The following is a 20187-nucleotide window of genomic DNA, read 5'->3' on the forward strand; positions in this document are numbered from 1 at the left end:
TTGACCCTTGACCTTTGACCCTTGACCTTTGACCTTTGACCTTGACAAATTACCACTAACAACTTGTATGAGCCTCACAGTCGAATCTAAAACCAGACCAGAAGGTAGCAAGCCCAAAGCTTTGCGTCGTTCTGGATTAATTCCCGCTAATTTATACGGTCACAAAGGTGCCGAATCAATTTCTTTAGTAGTTGAAGCAAAAACTGTTGAGCGCTTGCTTAAGCACGCTATTGTCAACAAAACAGAAGTTGAACTCACAATTCCCGAGCTTGAGTGGAGTGGTAAAACTATAGTTCGGGAAGTTCAAACCCATCCCGCAAAAGGTACAACCTACCACGTCAGCTTTTTTGCCACTCCTCAAAGCTAATTGCGGAAGATATTTCATCTTTTTTGCTACCTAAATTTTGTGATAATTGCTGATAATACCAGGGGTAACACCCTGGTTTTTTGTTAAGCTATCAGCGGCGCTAGAAGGATGAAGTATGAAAAACCACACATAAAAAGGGCTGGTTTTTAGTCATTTGTCATTTGTCAAGAGTCAAAAGTCAAAAGTCAAAAGTCAAAAGTCAAAAGTCAAAAGTCAAAAGTCAAAAGTCAAAAGTCAAAAGTCAACGGTCAAAAATTCATCTTGTCCCCATTACCCAGTCCCCATTACCCAGTCCCCATTACCCAGTCCCCATTACCCATTACCCATTCCCCAGTCCCCAGTCCCCAGTCCCCAATCCCTCCCCATTCCCCATTCCCCAACAAATATGACAGAAGCAACTCTTCCCGCCTTAATTCAGCAAATGTTGCAGCCAGGATTTTATCCTCATGCAGTTTCAGAACCTATTCAACTGATTCAAACTCATGTTTCCTATGTGCTGCTAACTGGTGATTATGTGTATAAATTGAAAAAGCCTGTGAATTTTGGCTTTTTAAACTACTCTACCTTAGAAAAGCGACACCATTTTTGCCAAGAAGAATTGCGGTTAAATCAGCGCGGTGCAGGTGAATTGTATTTAGAAGTGTTACCTCTAACTTTAGAAGGCGAGCAATACCATCTGGGAGGAACAGGTGAGGCTGTAGAATACACGCTGAAGATGCGCCAGTTTCCCCAAGAGGCGTTGTTTAGCAGCCTATTTGAGCAAGGTAAGTTAAATGAAACACACCTAGAAGAATTGGGACGGATAGTAGCGCAATACCACGGCAAAACTGAGACAAATGATTATATTCGCAGTTTCGGTGAAGTCCCCCAAGTCCGGGAGGCTTTTGATGAAAACTACGAACAAACAGCGAAATATATCGGTGGGCCTCAAACTCAGGTGCAGTTTGACGAAACTAAAGCATACACTGAGCGTTTTTTTGCAGAACGCGGAGAATTATTTGCCAGCAGAATTAAAAATAACTATATTCGCGAATGTCATGGCGATTTACACCTGAGAAATATCGCTCTATGGCATGATCAAATCCTGCTGTTTGACTGTATTGAATTTAATGAACCCTTCCGCTTTGTAGATGTCATGTTTGATATTGCTTATGCGGTTATGGATTTAGAAGCACAGCAGCGCAAAGACCTGAGTAATGCTTATTTAAATACTTATGTAGAACAAACTGGCGATTGGGAAGGCTTACAGATTTTACCCATATATTTAATTCGTCAGTCTTATGTAAGAGCAAAAGTCACTTCATTTTTGTTAGACGATCCGGCTGTACCAGATGCGGTAAAAGAACAGGCGACAAAAACCGCAGCCACATATTATCAACTAGCTTGGGAATATACTAAACCCAAACAAGGGCAACTTTTCCTGATGTCGGGTTTGTCTGGTTCTGGTAAGAGTACCACAGCGCGGTCTTTAGCTCGTGAAATCGGCGCAATTCACCTGCGTTCAGATGCGGTGCGAAAACACTTAGCGGGAATTCCCCTGATGGAACGAGGCGGGGATGAAATTTACACCCCCGAAATGACTCAGAAAACTTATGCACGGCTGTTGGAATTAGGGACTATACTTGCTAATCAAGGTTTTTCCGTAATTTTGGATGCCAAATATGATCAACAACAGTTACGCCACGAAGCAATTACCCAAGCCGAAAAACACCAAATCCCTCTCCAAATTATTCAATGCACAGCGCCTCTAGAAGTTGTGCAAGAACGTCTGCTGAAGCGTACTGGGGATATTGCAGATGCTACCGCCGATTTACTAGCATCTCAAATTAAGCAATTTGAAGAATTTACTGAGACCGAAAAACCCTACCTTAAGATTTTGGATACAACTCAGCCACAACAGGCACAATTAAAAGAAATTATTCACTAATAGCCTGGTTTATCTCATGGCACAGAAAAAAGACTTCATGAATATGTCGCCAAACTTCCTATCGCAACTGATATTTGGCTTAATTTTAACCCTGATATTAACAATGACAGGGTCTTCGCTATCCCTCAGTATCTTTTTAGGAATCATTGGCGGTTTCACCTTAGGTTGGATCACCGCAGCCGGCAAGAACAATGCTCAACCCCAGTCTGTAGACTCTTCCGAGGGGATTGATGCAGCGCTGAAATATTGGTTATTGTTCTTAGCTGGCTTTAGCTGGTTAGGATATCCAGCACCGATGAGTATATTATTAGGGGCATTAGGTGCTTTAGGTGGCGGCTGGATGATTGCTTGGTGGGGAAGTAAAGAAGAAACTAGAACTCAGTTACCCCTTGAACCTACAGAAGAAATTGAGGACGAGCAACCCAGTCCTAGAAGCAATGTTCGGCGCACTAGAAAAATAGCTCGACGTTTTCGCCGTACACCTGGAGGTATCAATTTAAAGTTTTGGGAACGGTAGAATTTGGTAATTGGTCAAGGGTTAAACAATTTGGGATTTTGGATTTTGCGGAAAGTTGAGCCAGTGCGTTGGACGGGTTCCCCGGCTTGTTCGCGTAGCGTCTCCCAAGGGGAGAAGCAACTGGCGTTGCGTGGGCGGGTTCTCCGACTTGAGCAAACTTTCCTTGGCGTAGCCTCTCCCTTTGGGAGAAGACGGATTTTAGATTTTAGATTCACGCTCTCCCATCAGGAGATACAGCTTGGGATTTTAGATTGACGATTTGAGATTTGTTCTGCCCACAGATACTTGTAAAACAATCCAAAATCCCAAATTTAAAATCTAAAATTGGCACGTTCAAAGGTCATTTTTTCCCATTACCAATTCCCAATCCCCAATATGTTCTTATATCTCTCCAAGTTGCTACCGCTATTTTTTTATCCATTGGGATTAGCTTGTATTAGCTTGGTAGTAGCATTGATAACACTATGGAAACGACCCCGCACGGCCGCGATCGCAATTACTTTATCGCTATTTTTATTGCTATTTTGCAGCAATGCTTGGATCTCTCATTTACTAGTGCGATCGCTCGAATGGCAAAATACTGCAACTGCCCAAATACCAAATGCGGAAGCTATTGTGGTTTTGGGTGGTGCTACTAAATCGGCTTTTTGGCCTCGTCCAGGTGCTGATTTAAATGAACAGGGCGATCGCGTGATTTATGCGGCTCAACTATATCGTCAACAAAAAGCCCCGATCATTATCCTTAGCGGCGGTAGAATTGACTGGCGTGGTAGCGGTACTTCTGAATCGGCAGATATGGCAAATATTCTCACAGCTCTTGGGATACCTGCTACTGCCCTTGTGCAAGAACCAGAATCGCTAAATACTTACCAAAATGCTGTAAATGTCAAGAAAATTTTGCAATCGCGTAACATCAAGCAAGTATTATTAGTCACTTCGGCAATGCATATGCCGCGATCGCTCAAAATTTTTCAGCGTCAAGGAATTGATGCGATTCCAGCACCTACTGATTTTCTAGTCAGTGCAGGCGAAATGCAAGAACTGGGTAATAGCCCTAAAGCTGCTATTTTGAATTTACTACCTGATAGTAGTAACTTAAACGAATTTACAAGCGCTCTAAAAGAATATGTTGGGCTGTTTATATATAGCTTGCGGGGTTGGCTCTAGACAGTGCTGAGTGCCAGCAGTTCAATCTTCAATCGCTATAATTTCAATAGTCACAAAGCTTTGATTTTTAGATCGGATTCAAAGGTTATATATAGTTCCTAGGTGAAGATTCTCACTTTTGACCTTTGACCCTTGACTCTTGACTTTTATTAAATTTCTCAGGAATCAGCACTCCCTGATATTATGTCTAAAAATTTACCTTATATTATTCCTGCGACTCCCAGCGAAGTTGATGAAACCTTTGCTGCTTATCAAACAACTCACCAGTTTTACCATGAAGTGAGGGAGCGCTCAGAGTTTCGGCGGCATTGTGAGTGGTATCATACGACAGCAATGCAACACCGTCAAGAACTAGAAAAAATGCGCGGCGAACTGAATATATTCCGATGGTTTCGCCGCTCTTGAAGGATTTATATGATTTCTAATTCACTCTCACGTAAGTGAGCTTTAAATCTTTTACTAAACTGGACTAAGATTGGCAGATTAGCACTTACAGGTCTACCTTGCCATTGGGTGACAATAGATACAATTTCACCGTCTGAGCCTTTAAGGTCAAAACCCTGAGCGCGATGTTCAGGATGGTGGTAAACTACTACCGATTCTTTAACACGAACGCGATCGCCAACTTTCATAGCAACATTTACACCTAGCTTTTCCTGTTCCACAAGTATCTCCACAGCCATCCCTTACTGAATTAGCTTTTTTGAAAAATAGACTGCTGGCAACAGTCACACTTTTGATCACATCTGTACAGACTGGCTGTTGAATGCCTCCGTAACTGCTATACGAACAAAGCCTGCCCATGCAGGCTTTGTTGTCGATCAATGAGCAACATTAGACTCACCTAATGCTTTAGCAACAGGTCTGATCCTTTGATTTTGAGTTAGCTTTTCATCCTAATCACTTGTTACAAACCCTGCCAAAGAGTCTGCCAAAAACGAGATTTACCCAAGAGACTATTTGATGATGACAAAAGTCTACACCATGATTGCCTGCTCAGTGAACTTGTTCACTTCTAGGGGTGTCTCAGAAGCGTTTTTTTGAGGATGATCTGCATCACGGGTAAGCAAAACCCGTTTTAGCTGTTATTTTGCGCTTTAACGCCAAGTCTCATTCTACAACAAGTTGGCATTGTGAATTGGATTGGGGCATTGGGTATTGGGGACTGGGGACTGGTGACTGGGGATTGAGGGACTGGGGATTGGGGACTGGGGAGATGAGGGAGATGAGGAAGATGAGGGAGAAATAACAAACACCAATGACCAATGACAAAGCGCAAAGTCTGGGCGGAGGTTTCCTCCGATCAGAACTTTGTAAGAGAGGACAAATGACAAATGACCAATGATCAAACCCCTATTTAGGACATACCTGCTGTACGCTTGGAGGAAGTTGGCGACAGATTTGTTGGAATGTTTGTGGCTGGAATTGGGATAAGAGGAATAAGCCGATGGTTGTTCCACCCAGAAGCAACAATAATAATCCGCCAACTAATAGCGCAGGTTTGCCTCGGCTGGGTTTTTCTGCTGGGGTTGAGGTAGCTTCTTCGGCGGTGATATCCAAATCTACTAGGACTGGTGAACTTTCTGGAATCGCTGCTTCGGATGGCTCTGCTTCGATGATTTCTACTTGTGGTTGTTTGTAAGTTAAAGAAATTAAGTATTCTCGGGAAATGCCGTATAAGGTCATCACTACAGATGCATTGTCATGACCATTTTTCTGGTTAGCTAAGTTAATCCAGCGTTGGAGAGCATCTTCAAGAGCTAGTTTTCCAGTTAACACTGGAACTGCATATTGTTGCCAGGATTGTTCTACCCAGTTATTGTCACTTAAACCATCGGAACATAACAACAAGATGCCATCTTCTTCCAAAATGAAGCGCCTGATTTCAACCCGAAGAGATTCGGCATCTCTGGCTCCTAAAGCCTGGGTAAGAGCCGTTGCATCTGGTCTCATTAATGCTTGACGATAGAAATTACGAGCAAAGCGGACTTCCCTCGCTGCGACATCATCGTCTACGGTCAAGAGTTGGCAATAATTACGGGTAATCCAATATGCACGGCTATCGCCAACACTAGCTAGGTAAAGTTCATGGGCATTTTTAGATTCCTTACCAGAGGTAGTCTGTACTCGCTGTGGCACTTGCAATGCCATTACGAGGGTGGTAGCCATGCGTTCCCTACCTTGGCGGTTTTGCTCATCGTTACGGGCACAAATAACGTTATTTACTATCCGTAAGCAAGCTTCTAGTTGTTCTGCAAATAAATCAGGTTTGACAATTTGGCCTTCTTGTGAAGCATCTGCTAATAGGGCACGGATTTGCAATTTTAGGGATTGTACTGCTAGTTGACTAGCTACCTCACCACCTTGATGACCGCCAATACCATCGCAAACAATTGATAATTGTGGTACGAGGAATTCTTCTAAATCGTTAACATTAGCAGGGTAGCAAGCATCTTCATTTGTGATCATTTGCATCCCAGCATCGGTTGCACCTAAAACTTCCACGTTCAATGGTAAGTCTGCTGCGGCTGATAGTAATAAGGTATTGAGTTGATTAGTAATTTCTGCCAAATCAGCTTCCTGTATACACATCTGCTTGACGATGTTCTGCAACTTTCCGGCTACGGCTGGTTTTGCAGATGCTACCAAAGATTGCCAAAATCGACCTAAATCTTGCAAACTCACTAAATTTTCTTGTGTTTGGTGAAGTTCTAACAGGCGGACGCACCAACCTTGTACTCGCAGGTTGTTTAACATCAGTAAACTGTTGGCAACTTCTAATTCTGATAATGGTTTCCAAAGTTGGAGAATTTGCCATAGCCAGTAAACTTGTCTGACTGCTGTTGCTTGTTCCCATGCATCTGCGATCGCAGGATAGACAGTGGCATTTTCTGCGATCGGTACATTTTCCAGTAACAGGATATGATCTCCACCGCCCTCAAATTCTGGAATATATCCATAGGCTTGGGGGATATGCAATCGCTCATAATATAACCGCAAATAAGCCAGCACTTCATTTGGCAATTCTTCTGGGATATCTGGTAGTAGCCCCGGTTGCGTATCTAACCAAACTTGATGCGTAATAACCTCATACCTATTTGCCACCGTTGTTCCCGGTGGTATTGTTACTGCTTTTGAGCCAGTCGCCCAAAGATAGCGATGAACTAAGGGAGTCTGACAATTAGCGCAAACACGACTCTCTAAAGAATTAATAGGGTTAGTACAGTCTGGATTGATGCAATAAATGACCCGTTGAGTAGAAATCATAATGGTATAAATTTAGGAAAAAATTAACTCATGAATTTCGATTACATATTGCTGTCAAATACTTGAGGGCTAGAATAGACTGGATTCTTGTACCTCTGGCTACATGTTGTTACGGAAATTAATCAAAATTGATGGTTAAAATACCATATTTTGTGTTCTGTAAACAGCCAGCCTCTAGGTGGATCTAAATAGGAGAAATACATTTACGCAAATTTAACTTCTTAGGATGGCGCTATGCCAAGTTATACCGTAATCTGGCTCTTGGCAGGAGCGGTTTTATGTTTAATGGAACTGTTCTTGCCGTCTGCTTTTGTCGCTTTCATGATGGGAATTAGCGCTTTTGTCGTGGCGCTACTGTCTCAATTCATTCTGCCGACTGTATGGCTGCAAGTTGTAGCTTGGCTGTTGATTTCCACATTGCTAGTTGTGGGTTCCCGCAAGTTTTTACAACCGCGACGACGTAAATCAAACATCCAAGATGCAATTACAGCTGAAACTCTAACAGAAATTCCGGCAGGAAAAATAGGCCGGGTACTATATGAAGGAAATTCTTGGCAAGCAAGATGTGACGATGACAAACTCAGCGTTGCGCCTCATCAAAGAGTTTATATTGTCCGCAGAGAAGGCACCACATTGATTGTGATGCCGGAACATTTGTTGCATTCGTAGTTGGGCATTGGGCATGGGGCATTGGGCATTGGTAATTGGTAATTGGTAATTGGTAATTGGTAATTGGTAATTGGTAATTGGTAATTGGTAATTGGTAATTAGAATTTCTTCCCTTGTCTCCAGTCCCCAGTCCCCAGTCCCCAGTCCCCAGTCCCCATTACCCCTTATCCCCAGAGGGGGCCCCGAGTTCCCCAATCCCCAGTCCCCAGTCCCCAGTCCCCAATCCCTACAGAAAAATTAGGAGAATTATTATGGAACAGTTCTTTTTACTAATATTTTTGGCACTTGGAGGTTCTGCTTTAGCAGGTTCCGTCAAAGTTATTAATCAAGGTGATGAAGCCTTAGTGGAAAAATTGGGTAGCTACAACAAAAAACTAGGCCCAGGGCTAAACTTTGTGACTCCTTTCCTCGATAAAATTGTCTACAAGCAAACTATCCGCGAAAAAGTCTTAGATATTCCGCCACAACAATGTATTACCCGTGACAACGTTTCCATCACAGTTGATGCCGTAGTTTATTGGCGCATCATGGATATGGAAAGGGCTTATTACAAAGTAGAAAATCTCCAGTCAGCGATGGTGAATTTGGTGTTAACTCAAATTCGTTCGGAAATGGGACAACTGGAGTTAGATGAAACCTTTACCGCCCGTTCTCAAATTAATGAACTTCTCTTGCGGGATTTGGATATTGCGACTGATCCCTGGGGTGTGAAAGTAACGCGGGTAGAACTGCGAGATATTATCCCCTCGAAGGCGGTGCAGGAATCGATGGAATTACAAATGTCGGCAGAACGGCGCAAACGTGCATCGATTTTAACATCAGAAGGCGATCGCGAATCTGCTGTTAATAGCGCTAGAGGTAAAGCCGATGCCCAAATTCTAGACGCAGAAGCCCGGCAAAAAGCTGTAATTTTACAAGCAGAAGCTGAACAAAAAGCGATCGTTCTTAGGGCGCAAGCGGAACGTCAGCAGCAAGTCCTCAAAGCCCAAGCGATCGCTGAATCCGCAGAAATTATTGCCCAAAAAATTAAAAACAACCCCGATGTTCAAAAATCTTTGGAAGTTTTATTTGCTTTGGGTTATCTAGATATGGGCGCGACAATTGGTAAAAGCGATAGCAGCAAGGTTATGTTTATCGACCCACGCAGTATTCCCGCTACTTTAGAGGGTATAAAGTCCATTATTGGTGATGGGCAGGAGTTACCGGGGATGAATCATCGGGGGTGAGGATTGAGGGAGGCAAGGGGGCAGGGAGCAGGTGAGCCAGCGCGGTCTTCTCCCAAGGGGAGAGGCTAGCGCCAAGGGGGTTTCCCCCATGAGCGACTGGCGAATCCAAAGGAGAGCAGGGGAGAAAAGCAATTACCCAATGCCCCATGCCCAATGCCCCATGACCAATGCCCAAATTTCAAATTCCCCAAATGAGGCTAAAACCAAAATTTGTACCGTCGGGTTCTGCGTTTAAAGTGCCTAAGCCACTTTGTCCAATGGCGTTAGTGGCAAAAATATCTAATCCGAAGCGAGAACTGGGTAAGAGGCGCAAGCCTGTAGCCCAAGTACTTCTTTCGCCATCTAAAATCGGGGTAAATTCGCCAATGAATTGCAGCCAATCTGCGATCGCCTGATTAATTCCTATCCCTATCCCTATACGCCTAGTCGATCCAAAAAATGCTCCCTTGGGATTAATAGAGATAGCCGTTTGAGAATTGAACTGATAGGTGATCGGCAACTCTGCGTACAAAGTGCCGTTGATACCACCTTCTTGTAACGCTGTTTCACTAATTCCTGCTAGCTTAGTACTGAGGGTGACACCATCCCCTCGTGCTTGGTCGAAAAACTTGAGTTTTATAGCACCGCCAATTTTGATTCCCGGCCCAGAGATATCATCTTCGGAAAAGCGATCGCTTGAAGCAAATTGATCGACACTCAGCTCTAACTGTGAATCTTCCGTTAAGCCATAGGCTAGGGCAAAACTAGAACTACCATGTGTACCTAACCCTCCCCGAAATTGGTAATTGCCAGTTGATAAAGTACTCGCCGTTGAAAGTGTCAATCCATCAAATAGTAATGTGCGATCGCGGTAGGCAAGTGTGGTGCGGGGAATATTACTAAAATTAGCTGCATACCCTTGCCCCAAATCAATAACGTGCTTGAAGCGAACGCCCAATAATAAATCATCGCCATCAGGAATAAAGCCTAACAAGCCTGTGGTAGGTGTAGCACCATAACTATTGGTAGCATAAACCTCTGCCCCGATTTTGGGGTTAAGGGTATAGTCTATACCCACAGTCCAAAGTAATTTACGCGTGATAGAGCGGTCTTTGGCAATGAAAGTATTGCCTCCTGGCCCCAAAGGAGTTTGTATATTTGCAAACAAGTTAACTCTTCTAGAAGTTTGCCAGGTAAACCCTGTGCCAATATTGAAAAAAGTGCCAAAAAAATCTCCCCCAGCAACTTTATCTGGAAAGAAAACGACTCCTGGGGTGAAATGTAGTTGTAGATTTGGAGATGCTTTGTAGGTAATTGGCAACTGCAAAGCACCAACTGGCTTGACATTAAAAAATGGTTGGTTGGGGCTATTCTTAAAAATTCCGGTATCTGAAGATATATGTAATAACTGAAACGCGCCTGCAATCCCAACAGCCCAAGAATTCTGGTTGAGAATTTTATACTTTAGCTTAGTGCCATAACTAATAGTTGCGAAAAAAGGACATTCGCTTCTGACTGGGCATTTTAAATAATCATCAAAAATATCGCCGGTAAAACCTATCTGAAAATTATCTGTGATTCCCCAGTCGAGATTCAACTGATAGGTTTGCAAACCTGTACCGGAAACAGAACCATCTGTAGGCAGAACTTGCAAAAAACCAGCTTCCAACTGCACTGCACCCTTTGGTAATTGATTGGCTGTTTCCAAGTTATGCAATTGAGTGGGCGGTGCTTGTAATGGAGAAAGCTGTACCTCTGCCTGCACATTCTGAGTTGAATTGTCACTCATGAGCCACAAAAAATTTGCGTCTCCCTGTTTTTGCAATTTCTCTGCTGGAATATCTGGAAAAGCGATTAGCGGTGCTTGTCCTTGCAAATCTTTGGCTTCAGTACTAACAGGCGATCGCATTTGCGGAACTTCTTCTGTGGCTGCTTCTCGAGAATAGCTAGAGGTTACCCCCTCAGATGCATAACTGAGACTTGGATTAGCCAGAAACAGCAAACCACAGGAAAGGATTTTGATTTTATGCATATTTTTTCTGGGGCGATCGCTCTATTTCCAGATAAGAAACAGTATAAAAAAAATTCCATTTCCTTGAGAGCGACATGAAAATCACTGCCAGAGAGGTTTTCCGTTCTCAGTGTATTACTAAATGCCTACCCAATTTCACATTTGTATAGGATGAGATGGATGAGGCAAGGGAGCAGGGAGCAGGTGAGCCAGCGCGGTCTTCTCCCAAGGGGAGAGGCTAACGCCAAGGGGGTTTCCCCCATGAGCGACTGGCGAATCCGTTCGACGAAGTCGTTCCCGACGGGTAGGAGAGCAGGGGAGAATTAATTAATGGCAAACCCCAATCACCCATTACCCATTACCTATTACCAATTACCCATTCCCTACTCACTAACCTCAGCCGCTTGGTTACTGTGACATTGAGTACATAACCCAAAAAACTCGAGAGTGTGGTAAAAAATTTTAAATTTATGCTTTTCTTGCAACTTCTCTTCTAAGTCATGCACTGGGCATTGATTAATGGGAATAGAAACACCACATTGCAGACAAGTGAGGTGATGTTTATCTTGTTGCGCTAGGCTATAGAGGGCTTCACCATTTGCTAGAGTTCTGATTTGTACCAGACCTTCCATTTTTAAGGCTTCTAAAGAGCGGTAAACAGTTGCTAGTCCCATACTCTGATTACGATTACGTAATTCTACGTAAATATCCTGCGCGGAAATACCTTGTTTAATGTTTTTCAACAGGTTCAAAATTTTATCCTGACTGCGGGTGCGTATGGCTCTCATAGACAATTATTTGAATTTGCCGCTGTGGTTGAAGCCTTCATACTGGCTAACTGATAAATTAACTGTAGTCGCTTCCTAATCTTATTTTCACTCAGTTGGAACAGAAAGTTATAGTATAGCGATCGCAGCATTCAGCGTTAAGCCCGTGCAAAGTAAGTATTTAGCTAAAATTTTCGTGACACTTCGTCCCTCGGTTTTAGACCCAGCTGGTGTGGCTGTACAATCTGGCCTCAAACAAATGGGATACGACAACGTAGAACAGGTGCGGATTGGTAAGTATATTGAATTAACCATCACCTCAACCCAAGAGGCTAAAGCCCGCCAAGAACTCAATAACATCTGTGACCAAATGCTAGCAAATCCGGTAATTGAAAATTACCGCTTTGAATTAATCGAAGTCGAAACACAGACGGGAGTGTTTTAGCAATTGGGGTTTGGTAATAGGTAATAGGTAATTGGTAATCGGAGACAAGGAAGAAATAATCAAAATCCTTGACTGTTGACTTTTGTACAGACGCGATTAATCGCGTCTCTCCAACTCTTGACTTTTAACAAATGACAAAATTTGGTGTTGTTGTTTTTCCGGGTTCTAATTGCGATCGCGATGTTGCTTATGTCACCAGAGACTTGCTACAGCAACCGACTCGCATGGTTTGGCATCAAGAGACGGATATTGCTGATTTGGATGTGATAGTCATCCCTGGTGGCTTTAGTTACGGGGATTACTTGCGTTGTGGTGCGATCGCTCGTTTTTCGCCTGTAATGCAGCAGGTGGTTGAACATGCCCAAAAGGGTAAATATGTCTTAGGTATTTGCAACGGGTTTCAAGTATTAACTGAAGCAGGATTGCTGCCAGGTATATTAACCAGAAATCAGGATTTGCATTTTATCTGCGATCGCCTTCCTCTCAAAGTTGAGCGCACCAATTTGCCTTGGACGCAGGGTTACACAACTGATGAGATTATCACTGTGCCTGTTGCTCACGGAGAGGGCAGATTCTACGCTGATGCAGCCACCCTCGCAGAATTGGAAGATAACGGGCAAGTTGTTTTCCGCTACGCAGGTGAGAATCCCAACGGTTCATTAAATAACATTGCTGGGATTTGTAACCGCCAAGGCAACGTTTTAGGGATGATGCCACACCCTGAACGAGCCTCCGATCCAGTGTTAGGTGGTAATGATGGTTTACGGATGTTTCAAGGCTTACTGGATAAAGTAGCTGCGATCGCCTAAATTCAGTAGGGTCATCACAATATTTATGACCTCAAAATCATCTCTACCCAACAAAATTACAATCTGCTACTAAATCTTGTGGGGTGGGCATCTTGCCCGCCTCATTATGTAATACCAATTTAAAAAAGTGACAGATCATGTAGGATGCGTTAGCGATAGCGTAACGCATCCGTGCCACATCTGAGATTTTTTCAGAAATAAAATCGGATTACTATATAACCGTATTATTGCTGAAATTAGAATTAATAAAAATACTATTTATTCCTTTATCTTACTCAGAAATCAGCAATTAGACTATCCCAGGTCGCATAATTAATATTGAAGATGATTGATCCCTACAACTTTGAAGATGAAAACTTTGATTATGATCCAGAGGATTTATTTCCCCAAAAACGCATTAGCCAAATGACAGAAGGCGAAAAGCTACACCGTTTTAAACGTTTTTTCGACAGTAGCAGCCGTGCTATTTTACAAGATTGTCTGTTTCGCATTCTCAATCATGAAGATGGTACTGGCACTTTGCAAATTCTTTGCCCCAACGAAGTTATGCAGCAACGCCTCAGCAAGAAAAAACGTAAAATCACTAATAATATCAACACTTGCTGGAACCATATTAAATGGTTTGCCTTATGTGTTGAGCAAAACTGTGAAATACATTGTCAAACTTTTGACTTAAATGGCGATTTAGTCAGATGAAGGCTAAAGGCTGAAGTGTGAAGTATAAATTGAACAAACAGAAAACAACAAACAATAAATAAAAAATGCCTAAAAAACAGAAATTTCCTTACCTTTTGGGTTCTAAATGGACAGCCCAGCAAAAAGTAGATGGTTGGCGACATTTCCAAGTGGTTAATCGCAAAAATCAGGGTAAATGGGTTTATGCAGAATTGGTTTCTGCTTGCGACCCAAATGTCCGTTTTTGGATGAATGCGAAATTATTACAAGATAACTCTCAGTGGCAACCTGGCTGGCAACCTTTAAAAGAAATCAACCAAATTGAAAGCGAGGTGTCTTGAATAGGGGTTTGGTAATGGGTAATGGGTAATTGGTAATTGGTGTTTGTCATTAATTATTTCTCCCCCTGCTCCCTGCCCCGTTGCTTTTCCCAGTCCCCAGCCCCCAATCCCTCGATAATTTAAAAATTTAATAATTTGTTGCATATTAAAAATCACTTGCATCAACAATGGCTGCGAACACATCTAATGAAGTGAAAGGTTGCAGCTATAAAAGCAAGATTTTCTTAAATATCGCAGAATTTCAGCCTCAGGTCGCCCTTCGGGTTCACTGACCGCACAAGCTAACCCACAGCTAGGAAGCTAATTTCTGGACTTTAGCCAGCAGTTTCTAGCCTGTGGGCGTTTTTATTGAGGTATGGAGAGTTATTTGGTATTCCATCCTTCCAAGACTGAATCTCTGTATTCCCCAGTGGAATTAAGTATTTATGCCTCTCATCCACTGACAATAGCATAAGCAAAATCAATGGAAGCCATAGATATTAGTTGATTTATAGCGTTTGTCTTTTGTTACTAATTTTATAAAAATAAAATATAAATAATTAATTTTGATATAAAAACTACTTTTTAAAGCTTTTAATAGAATTTATAAATAAAATTTATTTTAATTCATTTTAAATATCTATATAGCTTCTATTTTCATATTCTCAGCCCCTTTATTTTCCTTGTAGTTTGGACAATAATGAAAGCACAAGACCTCACGCATCGCCATTTCAGGCTAGGTGAAGGCAAATGTTTCAGCCAAGAGTTTGAAAATAAACTATTAAGAGGCAAACAAACGTGAAACTAGCAGTTTATGGAAAAGGTGGAATCGGCAAATCCACAACTAGCTGTAACATCTCAGTCGCCCTAGCAAAACGCGGCAAGAAAGTACTACAAATTGGCTGCGACCCTAAACACGATAGTACTTTTACACTCACCGGATTTTTGATTCCGACGATTATTGATACTCTGCAAGAAAAAGACTATCACTACGAAGATGTCTGGCCGGAAGATGTAATCTACAAAGGCTACGGTGGCGTTGATTGCGTGGAAGCAGGTGGCCCGCCAGCAGGCGCTGGATGTGGTGGTTATGTTGTCGGTGAGACCGTGAAATTACTGAAAGAACTCAACGCGTTTGATGAGTATGACGTAATTTTATTTGATGTACTTGGTGACGTTGTGTGCGGCGGTTTTGCAGCGCCACTCAACTATGCAGATTACTGCATGATTGTTACCGATAACGGCTTTGATGCTTTGTTCGCCGCCAATCGGATTGCTGCTTCCGTGAGAGAGAAAGCTAGAACTCACCCACTCCGTTTAGCTGGTTTAATTGGGAATCGCACTTCCAAGCGCGATTTGATTGAAAAATATGTAGAAGCAGTACCAATGCCAGTGTTGGAAGTTCTACCTTTAATAGAAGATATTCGAGTTTCTCGGGTTAAGGGTAAAACTTTGTTTGAAATGGCAGAATCTGACCCTTCTTTGAACTACGTTTGCGACTACTACCTCAACATTGCCGACCAAATTCTCGCACGTCCAGAAGGGGTAGTACCAAATGATGCCCAAGACCGTGAATTGTTCTCTTTATTATCCGATTTTTATCTAAATCCGAATAAACCCCAGGTGCGTAATCCGGAAGAGGAATTAGACTTGATGATTGTATAAATCATCAAAATTCCAGGATGGGGAAAATAGTATGGCTTTTTTTCATAGCTTTACAGATTCATTAAAGCAAAAATGGTTGGAGTTTTTCCAGGCTAATCGTGACTGGATTACTCTACATATGGAAGTGGAATCAGTGTACACACCCGATGGAGGGAAGCGACCACCTTCTTACCTCATCCTGGGAGTTGCCAACGCGTTAGAACCAAAACTAGCGCAGTTAATGCTACCCTTTTCCAAACTTAATCCTGACGCTGATACTTTAATTGAAGTATTGGATTTGCATTTTGACCCAGACATAGCTCTTGGTAATCGCGTAAATCCTAGAGATTTAGATAATTATCACTACCAAGCTGCTGCTGTTGCTGAAGAAAGCGCCCATCATCATACAGAGAACAATCCTCAAAGCAATGGCTTTGCTAATGTAGCGGTTGCTCAAGAATTTACGATTGTGAGTGGGCTAAACGGGAATAACTCACAACAAGCTGCTGATGAAGATGAATTTGGTGATATTTCCTTCGAGACAACATCATCAGAAATCAAGCTGGATGACCAAATACTGGAAGATTTAGAGTCACCAGATGAAAACGCCTTCAGTGACGTGTTATCAGATGTTTGGGGTGACGAAACATCGCTACACAAGGGTGATGCAAGTAATGACTTTTTAGGGGAAGAACTGCCAGCTGGCGTTTTCGATGATTCAGAAATTGCCCGTCTCTTCCCCAACGCTTAATTTTTTAGCGTTCCTGTTGAATTTAGGGTTTGCTGGCTGGTGCTATGTACCACATATCACAGGAGTTTGGGGGAAGAAATGTTTCTTTCCCCACATACCTGCCCTATGTTCGCCTGCCTTGTTCGCTTTAAATATCAAGGGGAGAAATAACCAAAATGACTGTCGCTCAACAACCAGAAGCTTTAAACTTTGAGTGTGAAACTGGGAATTACCACACCTTTTGCCCTATTAGCTGCGTGGCGTGGTTATACCAAAAAATTGAAGATAGTTTCTTTTTGGTGATTGGAACCAAGACTTGTGGGTACTTCCTACAAAATGCGATGGGGGTAATGATTTTTGCTGAACCCCGTTATGCAATGGCAGAGTTGGAAGAGGGAGATATTTCGGCACAACTGAATGATTATGAAGAGTTAAAACGGTTGTGCTTACAAATTAAACGCGATCGCAATCCTAGTGTAATCGTTTGGATTGGTACTTGCACCACCGAAATCATCAAAATGGACTTGGAAGGCTTGGCTCCCAAGCTGGAAGGTGAAATTGGGATTCCCATCGTCGTTGCTCGCGCCAACGGTCTAGATTACGCCTTTACCCAAGGGGAAGATACTGTCTTAGCTGCAATGGCTAATCGATGCCCCGATAAGGCCCCTGTGGCGGAAACAGATAAAAACGAACGCAACGCTATTTCTAAACTGCTCAACTTTGGTAAGAAAAAAGAAGAAGTAGTCCAAGAAGAATCCCAATATGTAGACCATCCTCCCTTGGTTCTCTTCGGCTCCCTTCCCGACCCTGTGGTAACGCAGCTCACCTTAGAATTGAAGAAGCAAGGCATCAAAGTCTCCGGCTGGCTACCTGCGAAGCGCTTCACTGAACTGCCAGTACTGGAAGAAGGCTATTACGTCGCTGGTGTCAATCCCTTCCTCAGCCGAACTGCTACTACCTTAATGCGTCGTCGCAAATGCAAACTCATCGGCGCACCTTTCCCCATCGGCCCCGATGGTACCCGCGCTTGGGTTGAGAAGATTTGCTCTGTGTTCGGTATTACTCCCACAGGCTTGGATGAACGGGAAGCACAAATTTGGGCTGGTTTGGAAGAATACGTGAAACTAATTCGCGGCAAATCAGTATTCTTCATGGGCGATAACTTACTGGAAGTTTCCTTAGCGCGGTTCCTGGTGCGCTGTGGGATGACAGTTTCCGAAATTGGGATTCCTTACATGGATAAGCGCTATCAAGCTGCTGAATTGACCCTACTGGAAAATACTTGTAAAGAAATGGGTGTACCCCTGCCGAAGATTGTTGAAAAGCCAGATAATTACAACCAAGTTCAGCGTATTTATGAATTGAAGCCAGACTTAGTCATTACTGGTATGGCTCATGCTAATCCGCTTGAAGCCAGGGGTATTAACACCAAGTGGTCTGTAGAATTTACTTTTGCTCAAATTCACGGCTTTGGTAATGCGCGTGACATTTTAGAATTAGTAACTCGTCCCTTACGTCGCAATAACAGTTTGAAAGATTTAGGTTGGGATAAGTTGGTTAAGGAAGAAGCCAAAATTTAGAATTTCAATTTTAATCAACAATACTGAGTTACAAGTGCTGAGTCCTGAATCTTTTCTACTTCACCCAGTCCTCCGCACTTAAGACTCAGAACTTAAAAGGTAACACTATCTATTTAAGGGTGAACGTAAAGTTCGCCTTTTTTCTTGAAAATGTTGGCTATATTTTCATCCTTAACACTTTATCCTTCAGATCACAGCTTCATCGCGTTTACAATCCACAACAATCTCAAAGGTAGTGTTTGGTATTACTTGGCGTAAGTGTCGCAAATAGCCATCAGCATCAGAACGGCTGCGGAATCGAGCCACAATTACTGGGTCTGTATTGGGAACAATACGAGTAATGGCCCAAGTATTAAGGCGTTGTCTATAGCCTTTAACTTGATTTTCTGTTGTGGAAGCTGGATATTCGGTATTTTGTGGCATGATCTAAATTATCCTTCGGGAGCTAAGTCAAGGGCGTTAGTAAGTCTCTTGGCGGGGATGGACTAACGCCTTTTTAATTATCGATGCACCCTTAGTAATACATTATTTTTGTGTTGTCAACACCTGGTACTAAGCAGTGCAAGTAAATAATTTCCTATTTTGAGTATGAAATTTTACTCCTATAATTAGATGCTCTACTAAACTTGCTATTTTCACTGCAATTAGGAGCTGGTGTACTTAGTTCTAAGATTACTCTATTTAGGACATTATCAAAAAAAAATAAATTTTTTTCTGTGCAAGTTTTGAGTAAAAAATTATTTTGCCAGCACAACGATTAACTGAACTAGGTTTGTTAAGATTTAGCACTAACTAAATCGATTTGTTGCTCGACTTACAACCTAGACAGTTTTGGCATAAATTTCAGGGTTGACAATTTAGTACAGAACAATTGAATATATACTGGGCACATTGTGCAATTTTTATCTGTGGGGTATGACCCCCTTAATCCACTTGTAATTAAAAAATATTCCCGTAAATAAATTCAAAAATGGTGCGTTAACAGAGTGTAATGCACGCTACAAAATATGGAATAAAGTTGAAACCTAATAATTTATAAAAATGAAGACACCATTTGTTGTCACAATAATTGAAAAAGTTGTTGAGCAAATTGGAGCAGTATTAGTATTAGACCCAGAATGTAAATATGTAGGTCACATTACTTTTAAAAATGGGAAAAAAACTGTTTTTCGCTCTACGCATTTCAGCCTTAATGGTTTTGGAGCAGCAGAGTTAGCGAAGGATAAAGGTTCCTCTAGTTTTTTTCTCAATCATTTTGGCTATAAAGTTCCTGAAGGCAAAACTTTTTTTAACGAAAAATTATGCAAACAAATTGAGACGTTAAGAAATATCGATGATGGTTTTAACTATGCTAAGTATTTGGGAATGCCTGTAATAGTTAAACCACTTAATCTCAGCCAAGGTAGATTCGTAACTAAAGTTTATAATAAACGAGAATACTATCAAGTAGCAAAAAAAATATTACAAATTACTCCAGGCTTAATTGTTGAGAGATTCCATATTGGCAATGACTACAGAATTGTAGTCTTAGATCAAGAAGTGATGGTTGCCTATCAGCGAATCCCTTTATTTATTGTAGGTGATGGAGAATCTACTGTTTTAGAGCTTTTGCATCAAAAGCAAGAAATTCTCAATCAACATTCTAGAAAAATTATCGATTTTGAAGATTTTAGAATTGCTCAAAAATTAAAAAGGCAAAAATTAGCCTTTGAGAGTGTGCTTCCCCCAGGTAATATTGTTTATCTTTTAGACAATGCAAATTTGTCGAGTGGCGGAGATGCTGTAGATTTAAGCGACATTATTCATCCCGATTTTAAAAAATTGGCAATTAATATCACTAAAGATATGGGTTTAAGATTAGCGGGAGTAGATATCATTACGAGTGATATCACAATGCCAATGGTAGACTACACAATTATTGAAGTTAACGGTTCTCCAGGATTGCTCAATTATGCTTCGTTGGGTGAATTGCAAACTCGGAGAGTTGAAAATCTCTATCTCAAAGTTCTGCTAACAATTGAGAATGAATGAAGGATTGGGGATTGGGGATTAGGGACTGGGGATTAGGGACTGGGTTTAAAAGAACA

21 protein-coding genes are annotated in these 20187 nt (G+C 42.0%); 16 read left to right on the top strand and 5 right to left on the bottom strand.

Translation table 11 applies throughout. The features are described from left to right. The first annotated feature begins 67 nt into the window (after window positions 1-67). The 6 genes from rplY (at window position 68) to AACU25_RS10770 (ending at window position 4383) form a co-directional block, all read left to right on the top strand. On the top strand, window positions 68-367 hold the full coding sequence (gene rplY, locus AACU25_RS10745; RefSeq protein ID WP_096575431.1) for a 50S ribosomal protein L25: 300 nt from the start codon (window positions 68-70) through the stop codon (window positions 365-367). 385 nt (window positions 368-752) lie between these two features. Beyond that, window positions 753-2294, top strand: a complete 1542-nt coding sequence (locus tag AACU25_RS10750) for a bifunctional aminoglycoside phosphotransferase/ATP-binding protein (RefSeq protein WP_096575433.1) — start codon at window positions 753-755, stop codon at window positions 2292-2294. 16 nt (window positions 2295-2310) lie between these two features. After that, complete coding sequence (locus AACU25_RS10755) at window positions 2311-2811, top strand: hypothetical protein (protein WP_096575435.1); 501 nt, start codon at window positions 2311-2313, stop codon at window positions 2809-2811. 3 nt (window positions 2812-2814) lie between these two features. After that, window positions 2815-3066, top strand: a complete 252-nt coding sequence (locus tag AACU25_RS10760; protein WP_190445704.1) for a hypothetical protein — start codon at window positions 2815-2817, stop codon at window positions 3064-3066. 120 nt (window positions 3067-3186) lie between these two features. Beyond that, window positions 3187-3978 (top strand): YdcF family protein, encoded by a 792-nt coding sequence (locus tag AACU25_RS10765; RefSeq protein WP_096575437.1) that lies wholly within the window; start codon window positions 3187-3189, stop codon window positions 3976-3978. Window positions 3979-4161: 183 nt separating this feature from the next. Beyond that, on the top strand, window positions 4162-4383 hold the full coding sequence (locus AACU25_RS10770; protein WP_096575439.1) for a hypothetical protein: 222 nt from the start codon (window positions 4162-4164) through the stop codon (window positions 4381-4383). A gap of 5 nt (window positions 4384-4388) precedes the next feature. On the opposite strand, the gene AACU25_RS10775 is transcribed toward AACU25_RS10770, so the two are convergent. Continuing rightward, window positions 4389-4661, bottom strand: coding sequence for a ferredoxin-thioredoxin reductase variable chain (locus AACU25_RS10775; RefSeq protein ID WP_096575441.1), 273 nt, complete (start codon window positions 4659-4661; stop codon window positions 4389-4391). 670 nt (window positions 4662-5331) lie between these two features. Next, window positions 5332-7245, bottom strand: a complete 1914-nt coding sequence (locus AACU25_RS10780; RefSeq protein ID WP_096575443.1) for a protein phosphatase 2C domain-containing protein — start codon at window positions 7243-7245, stop codon at window positions 5332-5334. A 234-nt stretch (window positions 7246-7479) separates the two neighbouring features. Here AACU25_RS10780 and AACU25_RS10785 point away from each other — a divergent pair, with 234 nt between their 5' ends. Both AACU25_RS10785 and AACU25_RS10790 read left to right on the top strand, forming a co-directional pair. Further along, window positions 7480-7914, top strand: a complete 435-nt coding sequence (locus AACU25_RS10785; RefSeq protein ID WP_096575445.1) for an NfeD family protein — start codon at window positions 7480-7482, stop codon at window positions 7912-7914. Window positions 7915-8165: 251 nt separating this feature from the next. After that, window positions 8166-9140, top strand: a complete 975-nt coding sequence (locus AACU25_RS10790; protein WP_096575447.1) for an SPFH domain-containing protein — start codon at window positions 8166-8168, stop codon at window positions 9138-9140. A gap of 178 nt (window positions 9141-9318) precedes the next feature. On the opposite strand, the gene AACU25_RS10795 is transcribed toward AACU25_RS10790, so the two are convergent. Both AACU25_RS10795 and AACU25_RS10800 read right to left on the bottom strand, forming a co-directional pair. Further along, window positions 9319-11151 carry a DUF5777 family beta-barrel protein gene (locus AACU25_RS10795; protein WP_096575449.1) on the bottom strand — a complete coding sequence of 611 codons (1833 nt, stop codon included), beginning with the start codon at window positions 11149-11151 and terminating at the stop codon, window positions 9319-9321. Window positions 11152-11513: 362 nt separating this feature from the next. Further along, complete coding sequence (locus AACU25_RS10800) at window positions 11514-11918, bottom strand: Fur family transcriptional regulator (protein WP_096575451.1); 405 nt, start codon at window positions 11916-11918, stop codon at window positions 11514-11516. A gap of 145 nt (window positions 11919-12063) precedes the next feature. Here AACU25_RS10800 and purS point away from each other — a divergent pair, with 145 nt between their 5' ends. From purS to AACU25_RS10835, 7 genes are all read left to right on the top strand, one after another. Then, window positions 12064-12342, top strand: coding sequence for a phosphoribosylformylglycinamidine synthase subunit PurS (purS, locus tag AACU25_RS10805; protein ID WP_045871650.1), 279 nt, complete (start codon window positions 12064-12066; stop codon window positions 12340-12342). A 131-nt stretch (window positions 12343-12473) separates the two neighbouring features. Continuing rightward, on the top strand, window positions 12474-13151 hold the full coding sequence (gene purQ, locus AACU25_RS10810; RefSeq protein ID WP_096575453.1) for a phosphoribosylformylglycinamidine synthase subunit PurQ: 678 nt from the start codon (window positions 12474-12476) through the stop codon (window positions 13149-13151). A gap of 324 nt (window positions 13152-13475) precedes the next feature. After that, a complete protein-coding gene (locus AACU25_RS10815) occupies window positions 13476-13847 on the top strand; it encodes a hypothetical protein (protein WP_096575455.1) in 372 nt (123 codons plus the stop codon). A 65-nt stretch (window positions 13848-13912) separates the two neighbouring features. After that, window positions 13913-14167 carry a TIGR02450 family Trp-rich protein gene (locus tag AACU25_RS10820; protein ID WP_096575457.1) on the top strand — a complete coding sequence of 85 codons (255 nt, stop codon included), beginning with the start codon at window positions 13913-13915 and terminating at the stop codon, window positions 14165-14167. A gap of 777 nt (window positions 14168-14944) precedes the next feature. Then, complete coding sequence (bchL, locus tag AACU25_RS10825) at window positions 14945-15811, top strand: ferredoxin:protochlorophyllide reductase (ATP-dependent) iron-sulfur ATP-binding protein (RefSeq protein ID WP_096575461.1); 867 nt, start codon at window positions 14945-14947, stop codon at window positions 15809-15811. A 31-nt stretch (window positions 15812-15842) separates the two neighbouring features. Next, window positions 15843-16541 (top strand): DUF5331 domain-containing protein, encoded by a 699-nt coding sequence (locus AACU25_RS10830; protein WP_096575463.1) that lies wholly within the window; start codon window positions 15843-15845, stop codon window positions 16539-16541. Window positions 16542-16696: 155 nt separating this feature from the next. After that, the gene (locus AACU25_RS10835; protein WP_045871644.1) at window positions 16697-18100 is read left to right on the top strand and encodes a ferredoxin:protochlorophyllide reductase (ATP-dependent) subunit N; all 1404 of its coding nucleotides are present in this window, start codon (window positions 16697-16699) and stop codon (window positions 18098-18100) included. Window positions 18101-18286: 186 nt separating this feature from the next. Here the strand turns inward: AACU25_RS10835 and AACU25_RS10840 are convergent, their stop codons facing one another. Next, window positions 18287-18523, bottom strand: coding sequence for a hypothetical protein (locus tag AACU25_RS10840; protein ID WP_096575465.1), 237 nt, complete (start codon window positions 18521-18523; stop codon window positions 18287-18289). Between the two features lie 618 nt (window positions 18524-19141). Here AACU25_RS10840 and AACU25_RS10845 point away from each other — a divergent pair. Continuing rightward, window positions 19142-20131: a cyanophycin synthetase gene (locus tag AACU25_RS10845; protein WP_096575467.1), complete on the top strand. Its 990-nt coding sequence runs from the start codon at window positions 19142-19144 to the stop codon at window positions 20129-20131. Window positions 20132-20187: the final 56 nt, after the last annotated feature.

Source organism: Tolypothrix tenuis PCC 7101 (genome assembly GCF_963874875.1).
Taxonomy (GTDB): domain Bacteria; phylum Cyanobacteriota; class Cyanobacteriia; order Cyanobacteriales; family Nostocaceae; genus Aulosira; species Aulosira tenue.